This is a genomic window from Paenibacillus ginsengarvi (assembly GCF_003626695.1).
GTDB classification, from domain to species: domain Bacteria; phylum Bacillota; class Bacilli; order Paenibacillales; family NBRC-103111; genus Paenibacillus_AB; species Paenibacillus_AB ginsengarvi.
Genome location: NZ_RBAH01000026.1, coordinates 43,556 through 61,557, shown reverse-complemented (window position 1 = coordinate 61,557; position 18,002 = coordinate 43,556). Strand labels below are relative to the sequence as shown.

The window sequence follows — 18,002 nt, the reverse complement described above, 5'->3', positions numbered from 1 at the left end:
AGAAACGGGAGGCGACGGAGCAGTGATCAGTTCGGTAATCGGTATGGCGGTCGAACGCGTGTTGAGGCAAATGGCGGAGGGAGGCGGCGACCGAAGGCCGGACGGTCTCAAGATTGTCGCCGAACGGCCCGCGAACCCGGAGCATGGGGATTATAGTATCAATGTGGCGATGCAGCTGGCCCGGGCATGGAGAAGGCCGCCTATGGTTATAGCGGGCGACTTGTGCGACAGGCTGCGCGGCGAAGCCGAGATTTCCGGCTTGTTCGCCAAAGTGGAGGCGGCCGCGCCGGGTTTCGTCAACTTGTATCTGGATTATGATAAGTGGCTGGCCAGCGTATTCGAGGTCCCTTCGCGATTTGCAGGGGACGGGAAAGTGCTCATCGAGCATACCTCGATCAATCCGAACAAGGCGGCGCATATCGGCCATTTGCGTAATTCGTGTATCGGCGATACGCTGGCACGGCTGCTGAAGCGGACCGGACATCGTGTCGAGGTTCACAACTATATCGACGATCTGGGCAATCAGCTTGCCGATACGCTCGTCGGATTGTTATACGGGGAAAGCGAAGCGGACGAGAAGCAGTACGCCCGTTTCGGCGACTACTGCTGGGACGTGTACTCGTCCGTCCATAAGGCTTTTGTCGATGATCCGATATTGCAGTTGAAGCGCGCGGAGGTACTCCATGAGCTGGAGCGGGGAAGCGGCAGCATTGCATGGCTGGGGCTGCTTACGGCGGAGAGAATCGTGCGGGAGCACTTGGAGGAGATGAAGCCGTTCGGCATCGGATACGATGTGCTCGTATGGGAGAACGCTATCGTCCGCGAAGGATTTTGGGAGCGGGCTTTCGAGCTGTTGAAGGCGACTCCTGTGTTCCGGCTCGAGACCGAAGGCAAGCTGAGCGGCTGCTGGGTATTGAAGCAGGCCGGGGAAGACGGGACGGAGACTCTTGCGGCGGGGGACCAGGAGCACGAGGTGGACAAGGTGCTTGTCCGCTCGAACGGGGTGCTTACGTATACGGCGAAAGATATCGCCTACCATTTGTGGAAGTTCGGCGTTCTCGGCAAGGAGTTCCGCTACGTGAAGTTTGCGGATCGTCTTTGGTCGACGCATACATCCGGGGTGCGCAAAAGCATCGGGCGGGCGGAAACGGTCATCAACGTCATCGATCACCGCCAGGAATACCCGCAGACGATGGTGAAGCAGGCGCTTCAAGCGCTCGGCTTTCCGGAGCAGGCGGAACGGCTGAAGCATGTCGGCTACGGCGTCGTTTCGCTTAGTAGAGCTACGGCCGCGGGGCTCGGCGTCGATACGTCGGACGGCAAAAGCTCGTATCCGATGTCCGGCAGACAAGGAATCGGCATTCGGGTCGCCGAGCTTCTGGACCGGATGGAGGGGATCATCGACGGCAAACGGTCGCGCAAGGCGGGCTTGTCCAGCCGGGCGATTGCGGCGGCATCGATCCGCTACTATTTGCTCCGGTTTCATCTGCAGACGGAGATCGTGTTCGATCTGGAGCAGGCGACGGAGCTATCGGGAAATACGGGCGTTTACTTGCTCTATTCGTACGCCAGGGCGTGCAGTGTGATCGAGAAGGCGGGGAGCGACGGCGCCGGAATGGCGGTCGCCGGAGAGGCGACGGAGCAGGAGCGGGCACTGATGCGGACGCTCGCGTATTGGCCGGAGACGCTGCACCGTGCGGCTGCTGAATTAGCGCCGAATACGGTGTGCGCGTACGCTCATGAACTGGCGACACTGTTTAACCACTTCTATGCGTCGTGCCCGATCTTGAAGGCGGAGGACATCGTCAAGCGAGACTTCCGGCTGCGGCTTACGTCCCGGTTTAAGGAGACGCTGCGCGACGCGCTGGACGTGCTGGGACTCCCGGCGCCGAGACGAATGTAAGTTTGCGGCAAGGCGTACAGAGAATTAATTGCGTTAAAAAGTAATATTGTTTACTATATAAGGCATCAATAGTTAATCTGTAAAACAAAGGAGTCGGATCGCCTTGATCGACGAGCTGCAGCTCAACGTGCCGCTGCTGCGCCGCCGCGTCCCGAATTTGACGGCCGCCGCGCGCGCCGCCGGGCTTCGCCCCGCCACCGTGTCCAATCTGTGCACCGGAAAAATCCCGGTCGGCCGCGCCGAGGTGCGCACGGTTGCCATATTGGCGGCGCTTGCGGGGTGTACGCTGGACGAACTGATTATTCGCGGCTCGGCCGCAAGTGTGATAGAAACGGGAATCAAAACGCTCGATCTGTTCGCCCCGCTCGTGCGCGGAGGGACGGCCGGCATCGTGGCGCGGCCCGGCATGGGCCAGCTCGTCATGCTGTCCGAGCTGTTTCGCCGCTTCAGGCGGGAACGCGGGTACGCGACCGTATTATGGCGGCCGCGGGACGATTCTCCAGGGATCGAGGACGTGCTGGCGGAATCCGAGACCGTGTGCCTTGCACAGGAGGAGGTGTACGCCACGGTTTCCGCATTGCGAGATGATCGCGACGTGCTGCTCGGGGCCGACCGGTCGGTCGTGCTGTCTGGCGAGATGATGGCGCTGCGCGAACGGTTGCAGGAGGCGGGCTCGCGTCCGGTTACGATCGTGCTGGTCGATACGAGGGGCGAGTCGATGGACGAGGATGTTCCATACGGGCCGCTCGATACGATGTGGAGGTTCGACGCCGACATGTCCGCCCGCACGATGTACCCGGCCGTCGATCCGGTCGCCTCCACCTCGACTATACTCGAGGGAGCGCAGCTTGAGGCCGCTCATCTGGCGATCCAGCAGCGGGCGAGAAAGCTGCTGCGGCGTTACCGCGAGCTGCGCTCGCTCGTCCAGGCGAGGGGCGAAGCAAAGCTGCCGGAGGCGGAGCTGGCGACGTACCGGCGCGGGGAGCGGCTGGAGGCGTTTCTGACCCAGCCGTTTCATGTGGCGGAAGCGTACACGAAGCGCCCGGGCGAATGGACGGCGCTCGCCGATACGCTGGACGGAGTGCGCCGAATTATGGACGGGGCGGCCGACGGGACGGACGTACGGCGGCTGAAGTACATCGGACGGCTGGAACTGGAGCCCGACCCTGAGCCCGGGCCTGAGCTTGAACCGGAAACGAAAGAAGTAACGCTTTGAACGAAAGCCGCTCACCCCGGGGGAGAGCGGCTGTTTTTTCCGTCACACGGACTCTTTATGTCATCTCATTACCGCTTGAATAGATGATCAGCGTTAACGTCGCAGCGGACACATCTACAGCAGCCGGTGTCGGGTTTTCGTGATAAACAGTAATTGTGTTGGCCGCGGTTACTTTCGCATACATTCGTGTGCCTTTCAGATCGCCTTCAAAAAACGCATCTACCACGTTGCCGACCGACGCAAACGATTGAGTAACATTAGACGTGTTGGTCGTGTTTGCGGCAACAGAAGGCGGGGCGAAAGGAAGAGAACGTCTGACTATTTTTTGGAATACATTTCTATAAACCGGTGCCTGACCCAGCGCTACGGTAGCGGTCCCGTTGTTAATGGTTTTATCAATGATCACTTGGCTCGTCGGTTGACCGTTCGCATCGAAGACACGCCCGACAATCTTGCATTGCTGTGTAGTTCCGTTTTGTGTTACGGCAATCCAATCTCCAACACCGTAATAAGTATCAAGCACAACCGAACCGGTTGCCAGATTTATAAGATTCGGGGCTTCTGTTGTGACGGATGTAGCCGTTGCCAAACCGCTGTATTGCGCCATATCGGTTGGCGGCTTTAAGGTGCCTTCTTGAACGCAAAGACTGAAGTTAATATTTTGCTCATTCAATGCGACATTGCTTGAGTTTGTCGTATTGACCGGATACATGAAGTCGCCGACTGCAAACTTGCCGCCGCTATAATTCGCGTTTAGACTAAATGCGTTTCGGCTATCGACCTTCGGGTCATACTGCATATAAACTGGAGCAATCGGGAATCCGCTTGCGTAAGCCCCGATGTGCTCGATTTCGATACGAGTGCCAACCGGCAAAGTGATGATAAAATTACCTTTGTTTACAAGCTCGTTGACATTGCGGACTGTCGCCAATTTCCATCCGTTGCCGTAATCGACAACGTCGTCGCCGACGGTTATACGTTTGTTTGTGCCGTTGTACTCCAGAACGTTCAGCTTAAAGTTACGCGGGTCGAAAGGGGCGGTGTCTCTGTAAAGAATACAAACATATGCGTCCAGCTGCTTGTTTTTAATAGGGAAAGCAAGTTCTGCGGACTCGCTCCCTTTATTCCACAAGCGAATACCGTTCCTGCTTGTAAAACCTGTCCATGTTGATTCAAAACGCTTTACATCATAGACAAGCTTCTTATTGACGGTATTACCGCTCATGCGAACGCCATACATGCCGTATTTGAAATCGTACTGAGGCAAGAACTCAAAAAAATCGTCAATAAGCTGCGGGTTTCGTCCGAAGTCGAAAGCGGATGACATTAATAATTGGTTGTGCCCCTCGGTAGGGTTATCCGTCTCCGTCCAAGTTTTTGCAGCATAGTCGTACTTGGCGAAGTAACCTTCTGTGAATTTAATGTAGCAGTCTTTCGTTTCTTTATAAGTCACATTCGACTTGAAAGCAAAACCGCCCCAGCGATGAATCGGGTTCAACTCAAAGAAGTAATTGAAATACTCGGTATAACCTCCTCCCCAAAACGAGCCGGCACACGTATCATATACAACCGCCTTCGCAGGTTTTGCGGCAGCCCCGGTAGGTGCAACATTAAAACCGTTTACGGATAAACCCCCACCCTCGTTACGTACGTAGTAGTCTGCAATGTTTGTAGCGCCTGCTCGACCGACAATATAACCGCCGCCAACTGTTAAATTGGTGCATTGCGTTACGTTTGCTTGGTTCCAGAACCCCAGCAAACATTCGTGGAATGCACAGTTTCGTAATTCGTTTTCATAGAAGTTGCCTCGCCGGGTGCCGGTCCACGGGGATGTATCCAGCGGGTACAGATGACAGCCGATTGCAAACCGCTCGACAAGCACGTTATCGAAAACCCATTTGTAGGCATTCGCGCCATTAAAACATCTGTTAGCGTGAACCGTTGACGTCTTCGTGACGTTTCCGACGTAAACCCCGCCTTTGAACCGAACGCCAACTATGGTTTGCGCATTCCATCCGGTTTTTACCGCAAAAGCGTCTGCCATTTCTTGAACATTCGGGCTAAATAAATCCTTGGAAGTTGTCGGGTCAAAGAAAATCGCGGCATTACCCAAAAATTCGATGTCAGTGCCGGACCTAACATACAAGGTGTCGCGCACATAATAAGCAGCATCATGCACTTCAAATACATGATTAACGGTTGCGCCGTACTTCATTTTAGAGATGTTGTTTCGGTACGCTGTATATTGAATCGTATTCAACATTCGCTGAAACGCATCCGTATCGTCATGCCCGCTTATAATATTAGCGTTAGTAAACGCTTCCACAGATGAGTCTATGAGTAGATCGCCATAAGCGCCAAACTGGAACGGATTTAGCTTGTACTGCGTTGATTTCCAGCGGCCTGCTGCAAGGCCGTCTACTGCGATAATAGAACCGCCATTGTCGGGTTCTGTCGAACTTGCAGCCCAAACGAACTCGTTTCCGCCCTTGCCCATTCCAGCGTAGTAGGATGCAGTTCGCACAACGCTATAGCTGCTTTTTGGCGCGAATTGACGCAATGCAGCAATTGAATCTACGGTTATAATTACCGAATCAAGATATTTGCCTATGCCATAACTAGCAGCGGTTACAGTTTGAGAATCAGCCCCAACGGCACCTCCGATCGTACTGCCCATTGCCAGAGCCATCCCGGATAATCCGATCGACGCCAGCACCGTTCTTCTCGAGATTAACGGGCTTTCCTCGTTCGGCATCGGTTTGTCATCCCTATTTTCGGACATCGCAACAACCTCCATATGTATCCTAATAAGCTGCTTCAAATACAATTAATGCGCTTACATCCATAATTATAGAAATGGCCATAGCCGCAGGCAATGACTAAATGGAGATGTTTTTTGACATTTTGTTCCGCCAGGAGCTTCGTTCCGAAGGACAAAAGATTATCGAAGGCTTGAATACCGACTACATGGGGGATTTAAGTTCGCCTATACGGAATTCAAGTTCAATACGAAGACGATAGGCGAAAAAGTGCCGAATTCCGGAGACATCTCCCGCATGATCGAACAGGCAACGATCAAGTTCATTACCGGGCTAGACCGAAGCGCGCCGAGGCCGTCGGCCATCATATCGCAGTGCTCGCCGCTGTCCATAAAGCGCAATCCGCTAAGCGGCGAGTTACTGGCCGTATGGAACCAGATACCGGCCTACAATACGCGCAAGCTTGAGAAGCACAGCTGGGCCCGGACGCCGCTCGTCGGAGCGGTCAGCAAGGACGAGGGTCGGACGTGGAGCGGCTACTTCGCGGTTGAGCGGGAAGAGGTCGGCAGCGGCTGCTGCTACGTTGCGATCCATTTTACTGGCAGCACCTTACTGCTTGCGTACTGTGCGGTCGAGGCGGAGGACGGCATTTGCTTGTCGCGGCTAAAGATGCGCAAAATCGCGCTTTCCGAGCTGCAGGGCCGATAGACGTGACCGGCAGGGCGAGGGCTATGAATCGCAAACGATGTGACGTTATTCGAGCTCCTTCAGATCGTCCATAAACCAGGCGATATAGGTGCAGCGTTTGCAAACAAGAATCGTGGCGTTGCGATTGACCCAATCGAGTCCGAAAAAGGTTGCTCCCCGGGAGTTCAGCTGACGATAATCTTTGTCGAAGGTATCGTTCCGACAGCAGGGGCAATGGATCTTCGTTTGGCCGGCAGCGTACATCATGGCGTCCGCTCCTTTTAAGTTTTCCTTTTATATGGAAATACGTAGTCGGGAGGCGGAAGTTTCAAGGTGATTTCGTTGCACTGCCAGGGCCTGAGGAGCTGTTATGCATAAAGCGGGCATTTTTTTGCAGGTTATTGCATATTTATTCATAACTATGTATAATTAATTTCGAGGTGAACGTTCATGAAAATCGCGTTTGATACTACGCTGCCCGATCGGGCGAAGGTGGCGGCGCTAATTCGGGAAAGCGGGCTCGAGGGCGGATGGGACGCCGGCCGTTTTTTCGAAGAGGAGTCCGGCGACTGTCGCGTCATTTCCGCCTACGATGTTGACCGGCTTGTCGGCGTCGGCCGGATGCTGGACAGCGACGCGCCCGAAGACGGCATGCAGGGCCGGCTGGATATCGTCGTGCTGCCCGATTACCGCAGCCGCGATATCGTCGGCACGATTTTCAAATTGCTTCGATCGCAGCGTAAGGCAGGGGCCGGGCAGGCCGCCGCCAAATGATAGATAACGACCGATAACCCCGGCTTCGCGGCTTACGATTTGCCCCGATCCGGGGTTTTTTGCGTATGTTTTTAAGTACGCCGAAGAAGGCGGGGGGCGGAAAAACGGGCTATCGGGCGGGACGGCCCGTTTGTGCGGTTTCTCGCTTTGCTTCGCTGACGAATTGGTGTATAGTGGTTTTATCGTTTTCTAAAAGCGATAATGGGGAATCCGCTAACCTGACAGGAGGTACACTTGACATGGAAGAATTAAAGCTGAAAGTGCTCGAGTTGTTGAAAGAAGACGCTCGGCGGACCCCGGATCTTGTGGCCACGATGCTAGGTGTCGATGCCAGCGAGGTTCGGCGAGCGATTAAGGAGATGGAGGCGGACCATATTATCGTCAAATACGCCACCGTCGTCAATTGGAGCAAGGTCGACGACGAAAAGGTGACCGCGCTGATCGAGGTGCAAATTACGCCCGAACGCGGCCGCGGCTTTGACGCGATTGCCGAACGCATCTATCTCCACCCCGAAGTGAAATCGGTTTACCTGATGTCAGGCGCGTACGACCTGCTGGTTGAAATCGAGGGGAAAAACTTGAAAGAAGTCGCCTCGTTCGTTTCGAGCAAGCTGTCTCCGATTGAAAGCGTGCTCTCTACGAAAACGCACTTTATTCTTAAAAAATACAAGCAGGACGGGATCATCTTCGAAGATCACGTCGAAGACTTCCGGATGCATATCTCTCCATAACGGAATATAAAGGAAGATTCGGATGATGAGACAGGAACAGGTAGTATCGGAAAACGTTCAAACTACGAATTCGATGACGCGGTTTTTGAATCCGCTCGTACGCGATATGCCGCCTTCGGGCATTCGCAAATATTTCGATTTGGCAAGCGGCAATAAGGAAATCATTTCCCTCGGAGTAGGCGAGCCGGACTTCGTTACTCCTTGGCATGTGCGCGAGGCGGCTGTAGCTTCGCTGGAAAGAGGCCGGACGACTTACACCCCGAACGCCGGACTTCCGGAGCTGCGGGAAGCGATCGCGGAATATTTGTATACGGAGTTCGAAGTGAAATACGAGCCGCGAAACGAGATTTTGGTGACGATCGGCGGCAGCGAAGCGATCGATCTGGCGCTGCGCGCGTTCATCTGCCCGGGAGACGAAATACTCGTGCCCGAGCCTACTTACATTCCTTACGCCCCGATCAGCACGATTACCGGCGGCGTTCCGGTCGGCATCGAAACGTTCGCGAAGGACAATTTCAAGCTGACGCCGGAAGCGCTTCGCGCCAAGCTGACACCGCGCTCGAAGGTGCTCATTTTGTGCTACCCGAGCAATCCGACCGGCGGCATCATGAGCTACGAGGATTTGCTGCCGATTGCCCAAATCGCGCAGGAGCACGATCTGATCGTTATCTCCGACGAAATATACGCCGAGCTGACGTACGGCACGAAGCACGTTTCGATAGCGTCCTTGCCGGGTATGAAGGAGCGTACGATTCTGGTCAGCGGTTTCTCCAAGGCGTTTGCAATGACCGGCTGGCGGATGGGATACGCTTGCGGACATCCCGACATTATATCGGCGATGCTCAAAATCCATCAATATACGGTGATGTGCGCTCCGGTTATGGGTCAGGTGGCCGCTTACGAGGCGCTGACGAAAGGGATGGACGAGAAGGACCGCATGATCGAATCTTACAATCAGCGGCGCCGTCTTGTCGTCAAAGGGTTCCGCGAGATCGGCCTGGAATGTCATGAGCCGCAAGGCGCGTTTTATTTGTTCCCTTCGATTGCGTCTACCGGCCTATCGTCCGACGAATTTTGCGAACGATTGCTGAAGGAAGGGAAAGTCGCAACGGTCGCCGGTCATGTTTTTGGGCTCGGCGGAGAAGGCTTCATCCGTTGTTCCTACGCTTCTTCCGTGGCTCAATTGCAGGAAGCGATCCACCGTATCGACACCTTTTTGCAAAAGCTGAAATCCGGCGTGTAAGGCGTTTGTAACAATTGTAAATGTATTACACTTCTTCCTTAAATCCTGCTATAATAAGGTTGTAAGTTTATATGCAATCCTTATGGATACGATTCTCGCACAAGAATGGACAAGGAAGGGGTAGGCTGCGATGGCCACGGATGTCGAACTGGATGGAATGATGCCGGGTGTCGGCATCAATAAGTCGCACGAACCGTTACTTTGGCCTCGTCGCGTAGTTAGCAAGTCCTGTTCCGGTGCAGCCGAGGCTGTTTACGATTTGGAGATTGAAATTTCCGCATTAAGGCGCGAAATGGAAGACGCTTTTGTGGAATGTGCATCTTTCACTTCGGAGCCGGTCATGTCGATCAGTCGAATGCTGGACGTTAAAATTAACGAATATATGAAAGTGATGCTGAAGGGCTAGGGAAACCTGGCTCTTTGTTTTAGTTTAAGGAGACGATTCGTACATGGAAAACAAAACGCTGTATAACCCGGCCGGGCATCCGGAGTGGGTCCCTCCGCACAGCCGGGAATGGTACGATCGAATAGCTTCGGAGCAAGGGGAATATGCTTACCCCTGGAAGTCGGAGTTTGAGGAGCCTTCGATCGAAACGATATTCGGGCAGGCGCTGTCGTCGCTTATTGCGGACCGCTCGCGTGTGCTGGATATCGGGTGCGGTCACGGCGATTTTTTGAGCAAATGGGCCTCACGGGCGGAGGAAGCCGTCGGGATCGATATTCAGGAGAAATTTATAGCGACGGCGAACGGCAACAAGACGGAGGACCACTTCCGCTTCCTGACGATTAACGTGGCCGACGGGCTTCCGTTTCCGGATCGCCATTTTGACGTGGTGTATTCCAAGAAAGGTCCGTGGTTGTTCGGGGAGCGGGACGGCGAAGGCTGTCGGATCATAAAGAAGGGCGGCCATGTGCTTCATCTGATTCATGGTTCTACCGATGGGGGAATGAGGGCGCTTTTTCCCGGCCTATACTATGTCTCGCCCTTGCCGTGGGATCGCGACAAAGCGATGAGGCGGCTCTATGACGATTTGCGGCTGACTGGCGGACCGCTTACCGGCATAGACGTACGTTGCGTGGAAGAATTGGAGTATTTATCCGCGCCCGAAGATGTGCTGCTTAAGAAGTGTTACGGACAGAAGGAGGAAGTCCGGCAGTACGTCCGGGAGCAATGTTTGGATGACGTTACCGACATTTTCAACCGGCACGCCACGCCGAGGGGACTAAGGGTGGTTAATTATTATTTCATCGTTACGGCCAAGGCGGAGTAGAGTGTATCGCGAGATTCTCTTGCCGCCATCCAGCCTGCGACAAACTTTCGTTTGCTGGTCTCCCATGCTATCATTAAGAAGTGCAAACAGGGTGTGGAGGAATGACAGATGAAACCGATATGGAAAAAAGGCGGGCTGCTTGCAGCGGTGCTGGCCCTGCTGCTTGCCGTGGCGACGGCATGCGGACCGAAGGCGGACGTGCCCATCTTTATGATGTTCCCGCAAAATTCACCGTTTAACAAGCAGGATGAGCTGAAAAAGGCGCTTCAGGAAATGGCCGGCGAAGCTCCGACCGTTAACGTATCGATCAGCCCGATCTTCGATCTGCAGAAGATGGTGGTCGAGCTGGCAGCCGGGGACTGGAGCATTTACGTACTGCCTCAGGAGCAATTCGAGGGGTTTAAAAAAGAAGGCGGATTCGTTCCGCTGGACGATGTGCTCAAGAAGGAAGATTTTCCGGACGGAGTCAGCAATGGTGAGCTGGTCGGCATTCCGCTGAAAGATTCGAAGCTGCTGAAAGATGCCGGCTATAAAGGCGGCGAAGTATACGCGTTTTTGACGCAGCGAGTCAAGGAAGCGAAGCGGGCGAAGGCGAAGCAGGTGCTGAAGCTGCTTGCCGAGCGATAAGGAAACGACTCCTGAACAGCCGTGCCGATGGGCACGGCTATTTGGCAGCCCGGGGGCTGCCCGTAATCAAACCTGTATCGAAGGGGAAGGGAAATGATGTTTCATACCGAGGCTTACGAAGGATCGAGGGAGCAAAATTATGAATCCGTCATCCGCCAGCTGGAAGCTTTGCTGGAAGGGGAGATGGACCGGATCGCCAATCTGTCCAATGCTTCGGCGTTGCTGAATCAATTTCTGGACGAGATCAACTGGGTTGGCTTCTACTTGTACCGGGACGGGGAACTGGTGCTCGGACCGTTTCAAGGCTTGCCCGCTTGTGTGCGCATTCCGCTGAATCGGGGCGTATGCGGGAAAGCCGCCCGCGACAGGTCGATTGTTCGCGTCGCGAACGTCCACGATTTTCCGGGCCATATAACATGCGATGCCGCGTCGTTATCGGAAATTGTCATCCCGCTGATCAATGATGGCGAATTGATCGGCGTGCTCGATATCGACAGCCCGAAGCTGGAGCGATTCGACGAAGTGGATGAGCTGTATTTGAGCCGGTTTGCCGCCCGGCTGTGCGAGCTGCTGTAACGAGGCTGGTGACGGACTTGGCTCGCTCTTGCGGCTTGAACCGCGTAAACTGATAGTAGAGCGGTATTTCATTTCGCGCTTTTCTTTTCTCGTCCGGCTGTGGTAGAATGCAGTCGTTGAACTTGGTGCGCGACTGCCCGTGATTGGGGGGAACGCGTTTCGCCGTTCATCCCGTTCCGGCAGCCGACGACCGAACAGGAAAGAGGGAAGCGACAGATGATGCTGGAAGTAATTGCAACAAGCGTAACTGACGCCAGACTAGCGCAGGCCGGCGGAGCCGACCGGATCGAGCTTATATCCGGCATCCGCGAGGGCGGCGTGACGCCAAGCATCGGTTTGATCCGGCAAGTGCTGGCAGCCGTAACGATTCCCGTGCACGTAATGGTTAGGCCTCATGCCAATACGTTTTGCTACGACGAGGACGATAAACTTACGATCCTTGCTGATATTCGCGAGATCCGCGAGCTTGGTGCGGCGGGAATCGTCTTCGGCGCGTTGACGCCGGATCGGCGCGTGGATGAAGAAGTGCTAAAAAGAGTTTTGGCTGTATCGGGAGGGTTATCGGTAACCTTTCACCGTGCCTTCGACGAAGCCGCCGATCTGACGGCGTCGCTCCGCCTGCTTGGGCAGTATCCGCAAATTCGGCGCGTGCTCACCTCGGGCGGCCAGTCGAGCGTTTTGGATGCCGTCGAGACCATTCGGCAGCTCGACCGCTTGGGCCGCGAGCTGTCGATTACGCTGCTGGCGGGAAGCGGGCTGAACACGGCGTCGCTTGCATCGTTTTTGAGGGAGACGGGCGTCTCCGAGGTTCATATGGGCACCGGCGTGCGACGAGGCTCCGACCCGTTGCAGACGGTCGATCCGGACAAGGTGCGAGCGGCGGCGGACATTGTGGCGGCCGAGTCGGCCCGCCGGTCGTGATATTCGTTTAAACCACTTAGGAGCCTTGACGGCGACCGGGACTCACGGTTGAATAAGATACGCGGGTGGCCGCCGCTGCAAGGGGCGATTTTTCCGTTAATCTACCACACACATCCCGGGAGGATAACATCATGAGCGAATTGTTAATCGAAGAGCTTCGCGGCGGATTGGTTGAATGCGAATATGCCGGACATATATGCGGAGTGGCTTATTCCGGCGATACCGTCTATCGGGTGGGTAACCCGGATCATATGACTTATTTGCGGTCGGCTGCTAAGCCGTTTCAAGCTATCCCGTCGTTCCGGCTCGGTATCGGGGACAAGTTCGGGCTGACCGGCAAAGAGCAGGCGATCATGACCGCTTCGCACCGATCGGAGCCTTTTCACGTCGAAGTGCTGACCTCAATGCTCGGCAAAATCGGCGTGTTGGAGAGCGACCTCGTCTGCCACAGCTCGTATCCGCTAAACGTGAAGGCGAAGGATGCGCTGGTCGAGGCCGGAAAACCGCCGCGCCGGCTGTACCACAACTGCTCCGGCAAGCACCTCGGCATACTAGCGCTGTGCGTGAGCGAAGGCTATCCGCTTGCCGGTTACGATCAGCCGGAGCATCCGGCGCAGCAGGCTATTATCCGAGCGCTGGCGGAGTTGTCCGAATATCCGCAGGAGCACATCCACATCGGCATCGACGGCTGCGGCTTCCCCGTTTTCGCGCTCCCGCTGTCGAATTTGGCGAAGGCGTATTTGAAGCTGGCTTGCCCGGAATTGATAGCCGACCCGCAAACGCGCGCGGCCGTCGAGAAGATGACGAAGCTGATGAACGAGCATTACGAGATGGTATCGGGCACGGACATGATCTGCTCCACGCTGCTGATGGACGACAATATCGTGGCGAAGGGCGGAGCCAAGGGCGTATACTGCTTCGGACTGCGCAAGGAGCGTACCGCCTTCGCGCTGAAGGTGATGGACGGCTCCGAGGACAAATGGCCGATGATCGTCGCGTCGATTCTGGAGCAGATCGGCTACGACCGTACCGAAACGATCGAGCGGCTGTACCGGCTCTGTCCGAAGTTATTTGCGAACGGAAACGGCACGATCGTCGGCGAGAATCGCCCCGTATTCCGGCTGCAGAAGCAGTAAACCGATTTTGTTTGCGAAAAAGGACCTCGGCTTCCACTTCGTAGTGGAGCTTGAGGTCCTTTTGTGTTTGGAGACATCCCCTTTTTGCGCTGCCCGGTTGGCCAACGCTCACGGTTCGATATCGCCCGCCACCAATGGAGCAATAAGAGTCTTTTGAGCATGCTAAATCCGCTTTATTCGGGAAAATCTGCAGGATAAAAGCCTTTCAGGACTCTTAGTTGCTGCCGAAATCGTAATACATGGGAGTGTCGGCAGGAATAAGAGTCCCAAAAACACTCTATTTTTCCAAAAGACTACTCTCTGAAAAAATAAGTGGCTCGAAAGACCGCTATGCACAACACAACAGCCCCGCATGTACTCGCAAATGTCCCGCCTCCCGCCGCGACCAGGCGGTCGGACGCACGCCTTCGGCCAGCCAGCCGTTAACCGGCTAGGAGGACGGAGCCTGCGGAGGAGCCGCGTCCACATTCCCGTCTCCATCCCCGTCTCCGTCCCCGCTCCCGTCCATGCGAAATGGGGGTAGCCGGTACACAACGTTCGTTCCTCTGCCGTACAAGCTGTCGATCGAGATCCCGTACTCGTCGCCGTAATGGAGCTGCAGCCGCTCCTGCACGTTGGCGAGCCCGAGATGATCGGCATAATCGATCGGCTCCCGCATCCGCTGGCGGATTCGCTCCAGCTCCTCTGCGGCAATGCCGTCTCCGTTGTCGAATACTTCGATAACGACGCCTTCCGCCGTTTCGTAGACTGTTATCGCCAGAAGGCCCTCGTCGGGGATCATCTCGAGCCCGTGATAAACGGCGTTCTCCACAACCGGCTGCAGCGTCAGCTTCGGGATCGGGTATGACAGCAGCCTGTCCGGCACCGATAGCAGCAAGTTGAACTTGTGGTCGTAGCGGATTTGCTGGATTTCGACATAACGCTTCACCTGCTTTAACTCCTCGCCAAGCGGCACGACGGGCTCGCCTTGGGAAATGCTGTAGCGGAACATGTCGGCCAGCATTTTCGACATCCGGCCGAGCAGCGGGACGTCCTGCAGCATGGCGATGGCATTCATCGAATCGAGCGTGTTGTACAGGAAGTGCGGATTGATCTGCGAGTGGAGCGCTTTGAGCTGCGCTTCTTTGCGGATAATTTCCGCCTTGTACACGTCGTTGACGAGCGTTTGTACCCGCTCCGTCATCTGGTTGAAGCTGCTCGCGAGCTGCCCGACCTCGTCCGTGCGGGTTACCTCGTGCCGGATATCGAAACGGCCGTCCTGCACCTGTTTCATATGGCGCCGCAGCGTGCGGAGCGGCTCCGTGATGCGTCCGGCGATGAAGGTCGAGATGGCAAGGGCGACGAGCAGGGCGATAAGCCCGACGCCGACGGTCAGATTGCGGAACGCGATGGCGTAGACGGACAGGGAGCTCATGGGGTCCAGACTGACGAATCGCCAGCCGGTCGCAGGCAGCTCTCCCGTATTGACGAACATTCGTCCCCCGTCCGTATCGATCCACCCCGAATCGGCACCGCGAATGCTCGCGCCGTAAGGCCAGCGCTGCCCGATCGTTTCCGTCTCGTCGGCGTAGACGACGACATCGTCTTCGTTGAGGATCGTCATATTGCGCAAATTCAGGCTCGTGAGCAGACGGGCAAGGTCCATGACCCCAATGTCCACGACGATGCCGCCAAGATCCGCTCCGCCGAGCGGGTTGTTGATTTTGCGGATGAGCGAGAATGTAAACGGACCGTCTGCGGGGCGCGCATTTGCGAAAGGCCGGACGAACGGTCCGGCGATAACGACCTCGCCCTGCCGGGCGATCGCCTCGCGGTACCAAGGCTGATCGGCGAACGACACGTCGGGCGCATATGACGGCTCCTTGACGATCGTCCTGCCGTCGGCCTGTACGATCGTTACGTTCTGAATCGCCGCCTTAATGTTCATATAGCCGTACCATTCTTCGAACTGCTGGAACAGCGCCCCTCTCCAGCGGGTGAAGGCGATGGCGTCGGCCGGGGGCCCGGCGTTCAGCAGCGCTTGCACCTCGCCGGTATAAATGACCCGGGAGTATAGCTCGAGCTGATCGGTGTAAGCCTGAAGCTGCTGGGAGACCAGCTTCATCTCCACCGCCCGTTTATCGAGCGTTTGCCGCTCGGTCATGGAGAGCATCGTTACGAACAGAATGCTGCCGATCAGCACGAGCGGGATGACGATAACGATGAAATAGGACAGAAACAGCTTCTTGCGAATGCTGCCGCTTACGCTGCGTATGGCGCGATCAATCATCCCGGTCACCGGACGCGTCCTCCTTGTAGCTGACCGGGGTAATGCCGGTATGGCGCTTGAACAACTTGCGGAAATATTTGAGATCCTGGTAGCCGCACTGGAGCGCTACGTCTCCGATTTTGCGGCTCGGATCGGCGGCCAGCAGTTTTTTGGCGTGTTCGATCCGCAGGTGGGCGACATATTCGAGAAAGTTTTTTCCCGTGTACTGGCGAAACAGCGAGCTGAAATAGCCCGGACTCATATAGCTGCTCTGGGCAAGCTCCGACAAGTTGATCGTCTGGCAAAAATGGGCGTCGATGTACGCCTTCGCCTTCTCTACGGCGAGACGCGCTTCCATCGCGTTTTCGCTGTCCGTCTCCTTCAGGCGCCGGCGGAAAAAATCCGTCACCGTCCGCTGCTTGTCCTCCAGCGATACGATCCGGGGCAGCGAGCGGGCGATGCGGCACGCTTCGAGGAAGTCGGGCTCACGGATGAGACCGGCTTCGTACAGCTCGCGGGCGCCGCGCAGCAGCACGTAATGGTACGAGCCGTCTACGATGTCGGGATGGGCGGAGTGCCCGGTGTCGAGCAGCTCGCCCAGCTTGTCCAGCGCCTCGCGCCGGTTGCCCTGGCGAAGATGGAATGCCCACTCCTGCTCCCAGGCGGCGGTAAGCGGCACGAAGTCGGCCGTTTGCGCCTCCATCTCTCCGAACGTGACCGGCATCTCCGCCCGATCTCCGCCCCGGCTCGTTCGGATCGTATAGGCGTCAAACGCCTCTCCGGCCGTTTCCTTCACGCGCCCGATCCCTTCCGCCGCGCGTCCGATGCTGACTCTTGCAAATGCCTGGCCGTTACCCGCGGCCGCACGCTCTAGCTCCGCAGCGATGGCATCGGCCATAAGCGTTGGGCCGGCTGCGATCAGCATATAAACGCCGCGGGTGCGAAAGACGCATACGGCAGCGATCCGCTCCCCTAGCGGCCGCAGCGCTTCGTATACGGACGGCTTGTCCAGCTCGCTCTCAAATACGGCGGCTACGAACCGGTCACCGGGACCGGCGAAGCGGATTTCCGCAAACTCTGCGAGCATATCCGGCCCGTCCTCCCCGTAAGCGCCTTCAAGCAAGTAGCGGAAAAACTGCTCGCGCGAGCCGCGAAGATCCGCTTCCGCCTTTTTCAGCCGCTGCTCCCCGCGATTGACGAGTCTGGCCAGCAATTCGTTCAGTTCCTTCGGGTCGACCGGCTTGAGCAAATAGTCGGCCACGGTAAGCTGGACCGATTTGCGCACATACGCGAAGTCGTCGTAGCCGCTGACGATCACATAGGCAATGTCGGGGTACTGCTCCTTCGCTTTCTCGATCAGCTCGAGCCCGTTCATGACCGGCATCCTGACGTCGGTGATGACGATGTCCGCTTCCGCATCCCCGATCCGCTCCAGCGCGTCGCGCCCGTTTGCGCATTCTCCCGCCGGAGTGAGGCCGAGCTTTTCCCATTCGATCATTTTGACAAGGCCGGCGCGGGAAAGCCTTTGGTCGTCTACGATCAATACGTTCATACGAATCCCCGCCCTTCCGGTTGGTATCGTTTCGATCCGCGTCAGCTGCCCCTTTTGTCAGGGACAGCCCGAGGCCGCGTTATCTTGTCCCTAAGTATAGCATATGTCGGCCGCCCTTCCCTTACTCGCGCCCGGTCCGAACGAGATGCAAAAAAATGGCCCCCCTCGAAAACAAAAAATGTCACCTCGAAACGTAAAACGTTTTCACGTACAGTTAACGTATCGAAAGAGGCGACGAGGGCATTTCCTTAAAAAACACCGTCTCATGCCGCCGAAGTCCTAAACCGGCCGATAAACTCACGGAGCCGGGCGGGATTCGGCTTTCATAGCCGCAATACGTTCGTCGGGAGGTCGACAC

16 protein-coding genes are annotated in these 18,002 nt (G+C 56.2%); 12 read left to right on the top strand and 4 right to left on the bottom strand.

Going from position 1 to position 18,002, the window contains the following annotated elements; genetic code table 11:
* The first annotated feature begins 22 nt into the window (after positions 1–22).
* Together D7M11_RS27890 and D7M11_RS27885 are read left to right on the top strand one after the other, a co-directional pair.
* A complete protein-coding gene (locus tag D7M11_RS27890) occupies positions 23–1,903 on the top strand; it encodes an arginine--tRNA ligase (RefSeq protein ID WP_120750612.1) in 1,881 nt (626 codons plus the stop codon).
* A gap of 106 nt (positions 1,904–2,009) precedes the next feature.
* Positions 2,010–3,119 carry an ATP synthase beta subunit C-terminal domain-containing protein gene (locus D7M11_RS27885; protein WP_240041343.1) on the top strand — a complete coding sequence of 370 codons (1,110 nt, stop codon included), beginning with the start codon at positions 2,010–2,012 and terminating at the stop codon, positions 3,117–3,119.
* A gap of 55 nt (positions 3,120–3,174) precedes the next feature.
* Here the strand turns inward: D7M11_RS27885 and D7M11_RS27880 are convergent, their stop codons facing one another.
* Positions 3,175–5,916 carry a hypothetical protein gene (locus D7M11_RS27880; RefSeq protein WP_205127125.1) on the bottom strand — a complete coding sequence of 914 codons (2,742 nt, stop codon included), beginning with the start codon at positions 5,914–5,916 and terminating at the stop codon, positions 3,175–3,177.
* A 259-nt stretch (positions 5,917–6,175) separates the two neighbouring features.
* On the opposite strand from D7M11_RS27880, the gene D7M11_RS27875 reads away from it, so the two are divergent.
* Positions 6,176–6,586: a sialidase family protein gene (locus D7M11_RS27875; RefSeq protein ID WP_120750548.1), complete on the top strand. Its 411-nt coding sequence runs from the start codon at positions 6,176–6,178 to the stop codon at positions 6,584–6,586.
* Between the two features lie 45 nt (positions 6,587–6,631).
* Here D7M11_RS27875 and D7M11_RS27870 read toward each other — a convergent pair whose 3' ends face one another.
* Positions 6,632–6,832 (bottom strand): hypothetical protein, encoded by a 201-nt coding sequence (locus tag D7M11_RS27870; RefSeq protein WP_120750547.1) that lies wholly within the window; start codon positions 6,830–6,832, stop codon positions 6,632–6,634.
* 183 nt (positions 6,833–7,015) lie between these two features.
* Between D7M11_RS27870 and D7M11_RS27865 the strand changes: the two genes are divergently transcribed.
* The 9 genes from D7M11_RS27865 to D7M11_RS27825 all read left to right on the top strand — a co-directional run bounded on the left by D7M11_RS27865 (position 7,016) and on the right by D7M11_RS27825 (position 13,844).
* On the top strand, positions 7,016–7,339 hold the full coding sequence (locus D7M11_RS27865; protein ID WP_120750546.1) for a hypothetical protein: 324 nt from the start codon (positions 7,016–7,018) through the stop codon (positions 7,337–7,339).
* Between the two features lie 239 nt (positions 7,340–7,578).
* Positions 7,579–8,070 carry an Lrp/AsnC family transcriptional regulator gene (locus tag D7M11_RS27860; RefSeq protein WP_120750545.1) on the top strand — a complete coding sequence of 164 codons (492 nt, stop codon included), beginning with the start codon at positions 7,579–7,581 and terminating at the stop codon, positions 8,068–8,070.
* 22 nt (positions 8,071–8,092) lie between these two features.
* The gene (locus D7M11_RS27855) at positions 8,093–9,313 is read left to right on the top strand and encodes an aminotransferase class I/II-fold pyridoxal phosphate-dependent enzyme (RefSeq protein ID WP_120750544.1); all 1,221 of its coding nucleotides are present in this window, start codon (positions 8,093–8,095) and stop codon (positions 9,311–9,313) included.
* 130 nt (positions 9,314–9,443) lie between these two features.
* Entirely contained in the window at positions 9,444–9,719 is a 276-nt protein-coding gene (locus tag D7M11_RS27850; RefSeq protein ID WP_240041334.1) for an aspartyl-phosphate phosphatase Spo0E family protein, read from the top strand.
* Between the two features lie 43 nt (positions 9,720–9,762).
* A complete protein-coding gene (locus D7M11_RS27845) occupies positions 9,763–10,584 on the top strand; it encodes a class I SAM-dependent methyltransferase (RefSeq protein WP_120750543.1) in 822 nt (273 codons plus the stop codon).
* Between the two features lie 108 nt (positions 10,585–10,692).
* Positions 10,693–11,211 (top strand): hypothetical protein, encoded by a 519-nt coding sequence (locus D7M11_RS27840; protein ID WP_120750542.1) that lies wholly within the window; start codon positions 10,693–10,695, stop codon positions 11,209–11,211.
* A 96-nt stretch (positions 11,212–11,307) separates the two neighbouring features.
* Entirely contained in the window at positions 11,308–11,787 is a 480-nt protein-coding gene (locus tag D7M11_RS27835; RefSeq protein ID WP_120750610.1) for a GAF domain-containing protein, read from the top strand.
* A gap of 216 nt (positions 11,788–12,003) precedes the next feature.
* Entirely contained in the window at positions 12,004–12,708 is a 705-nt protein-coding gene (locus tag D7M11_RS27830) for a copper homeostasis protein CutC (RefSeq protein ID WP_120750541.1), read from the top strand.
* A gap of 131 nt (positions 12,709–12,839) precedes the next feature.
* Positions 12,840–13,844 carry an asparaginase gene (locus tag D7M11_RS27825; protein ID WP_120750540.1) on the top strand — a complete coding sequence of 335 codons (1,005 nt, stop codon included), beginning with the start codon at positions 12,840–12,842 and terminating at the stop codon, positions 13,842–13,844.
* Positions 13,845–14,274: 430 nt separating this feature from the next.
* On the opposite strand, the gene D7M11_RS27820 is transcribed toward D7M11_RS27825, so the two are convergent.
* Positions 14,275–16,113 (bottom strand): cache domain-containing sensor histidine kinase, encoded by a 1,839-nt coding sequence (locus tag D7M11_RS27820; RefSeq protein WP_240041341.1) that lies wholly within the window; start codon positions 16,111–16,113, stop codon positions 14,275–14,277.
* On the bottom strand, positions 16,106–17,644 hold the full coding sequence (locus tag D7M11_RS27815; RefSeq protein WP_120750538.1) for a response regulator: 1,539 nt from the start codon (positions 17,642–17,644) through the stop codon (positions 16,106–16,108). The genes D7M11_RS27820 and D7M11_RS27815 overlap by 8 nt, the downstream gene beginning before the upstream one ends.
* Between the last annotated feature and the right edge of the window lie 358 nt (positions 17,645–18,002).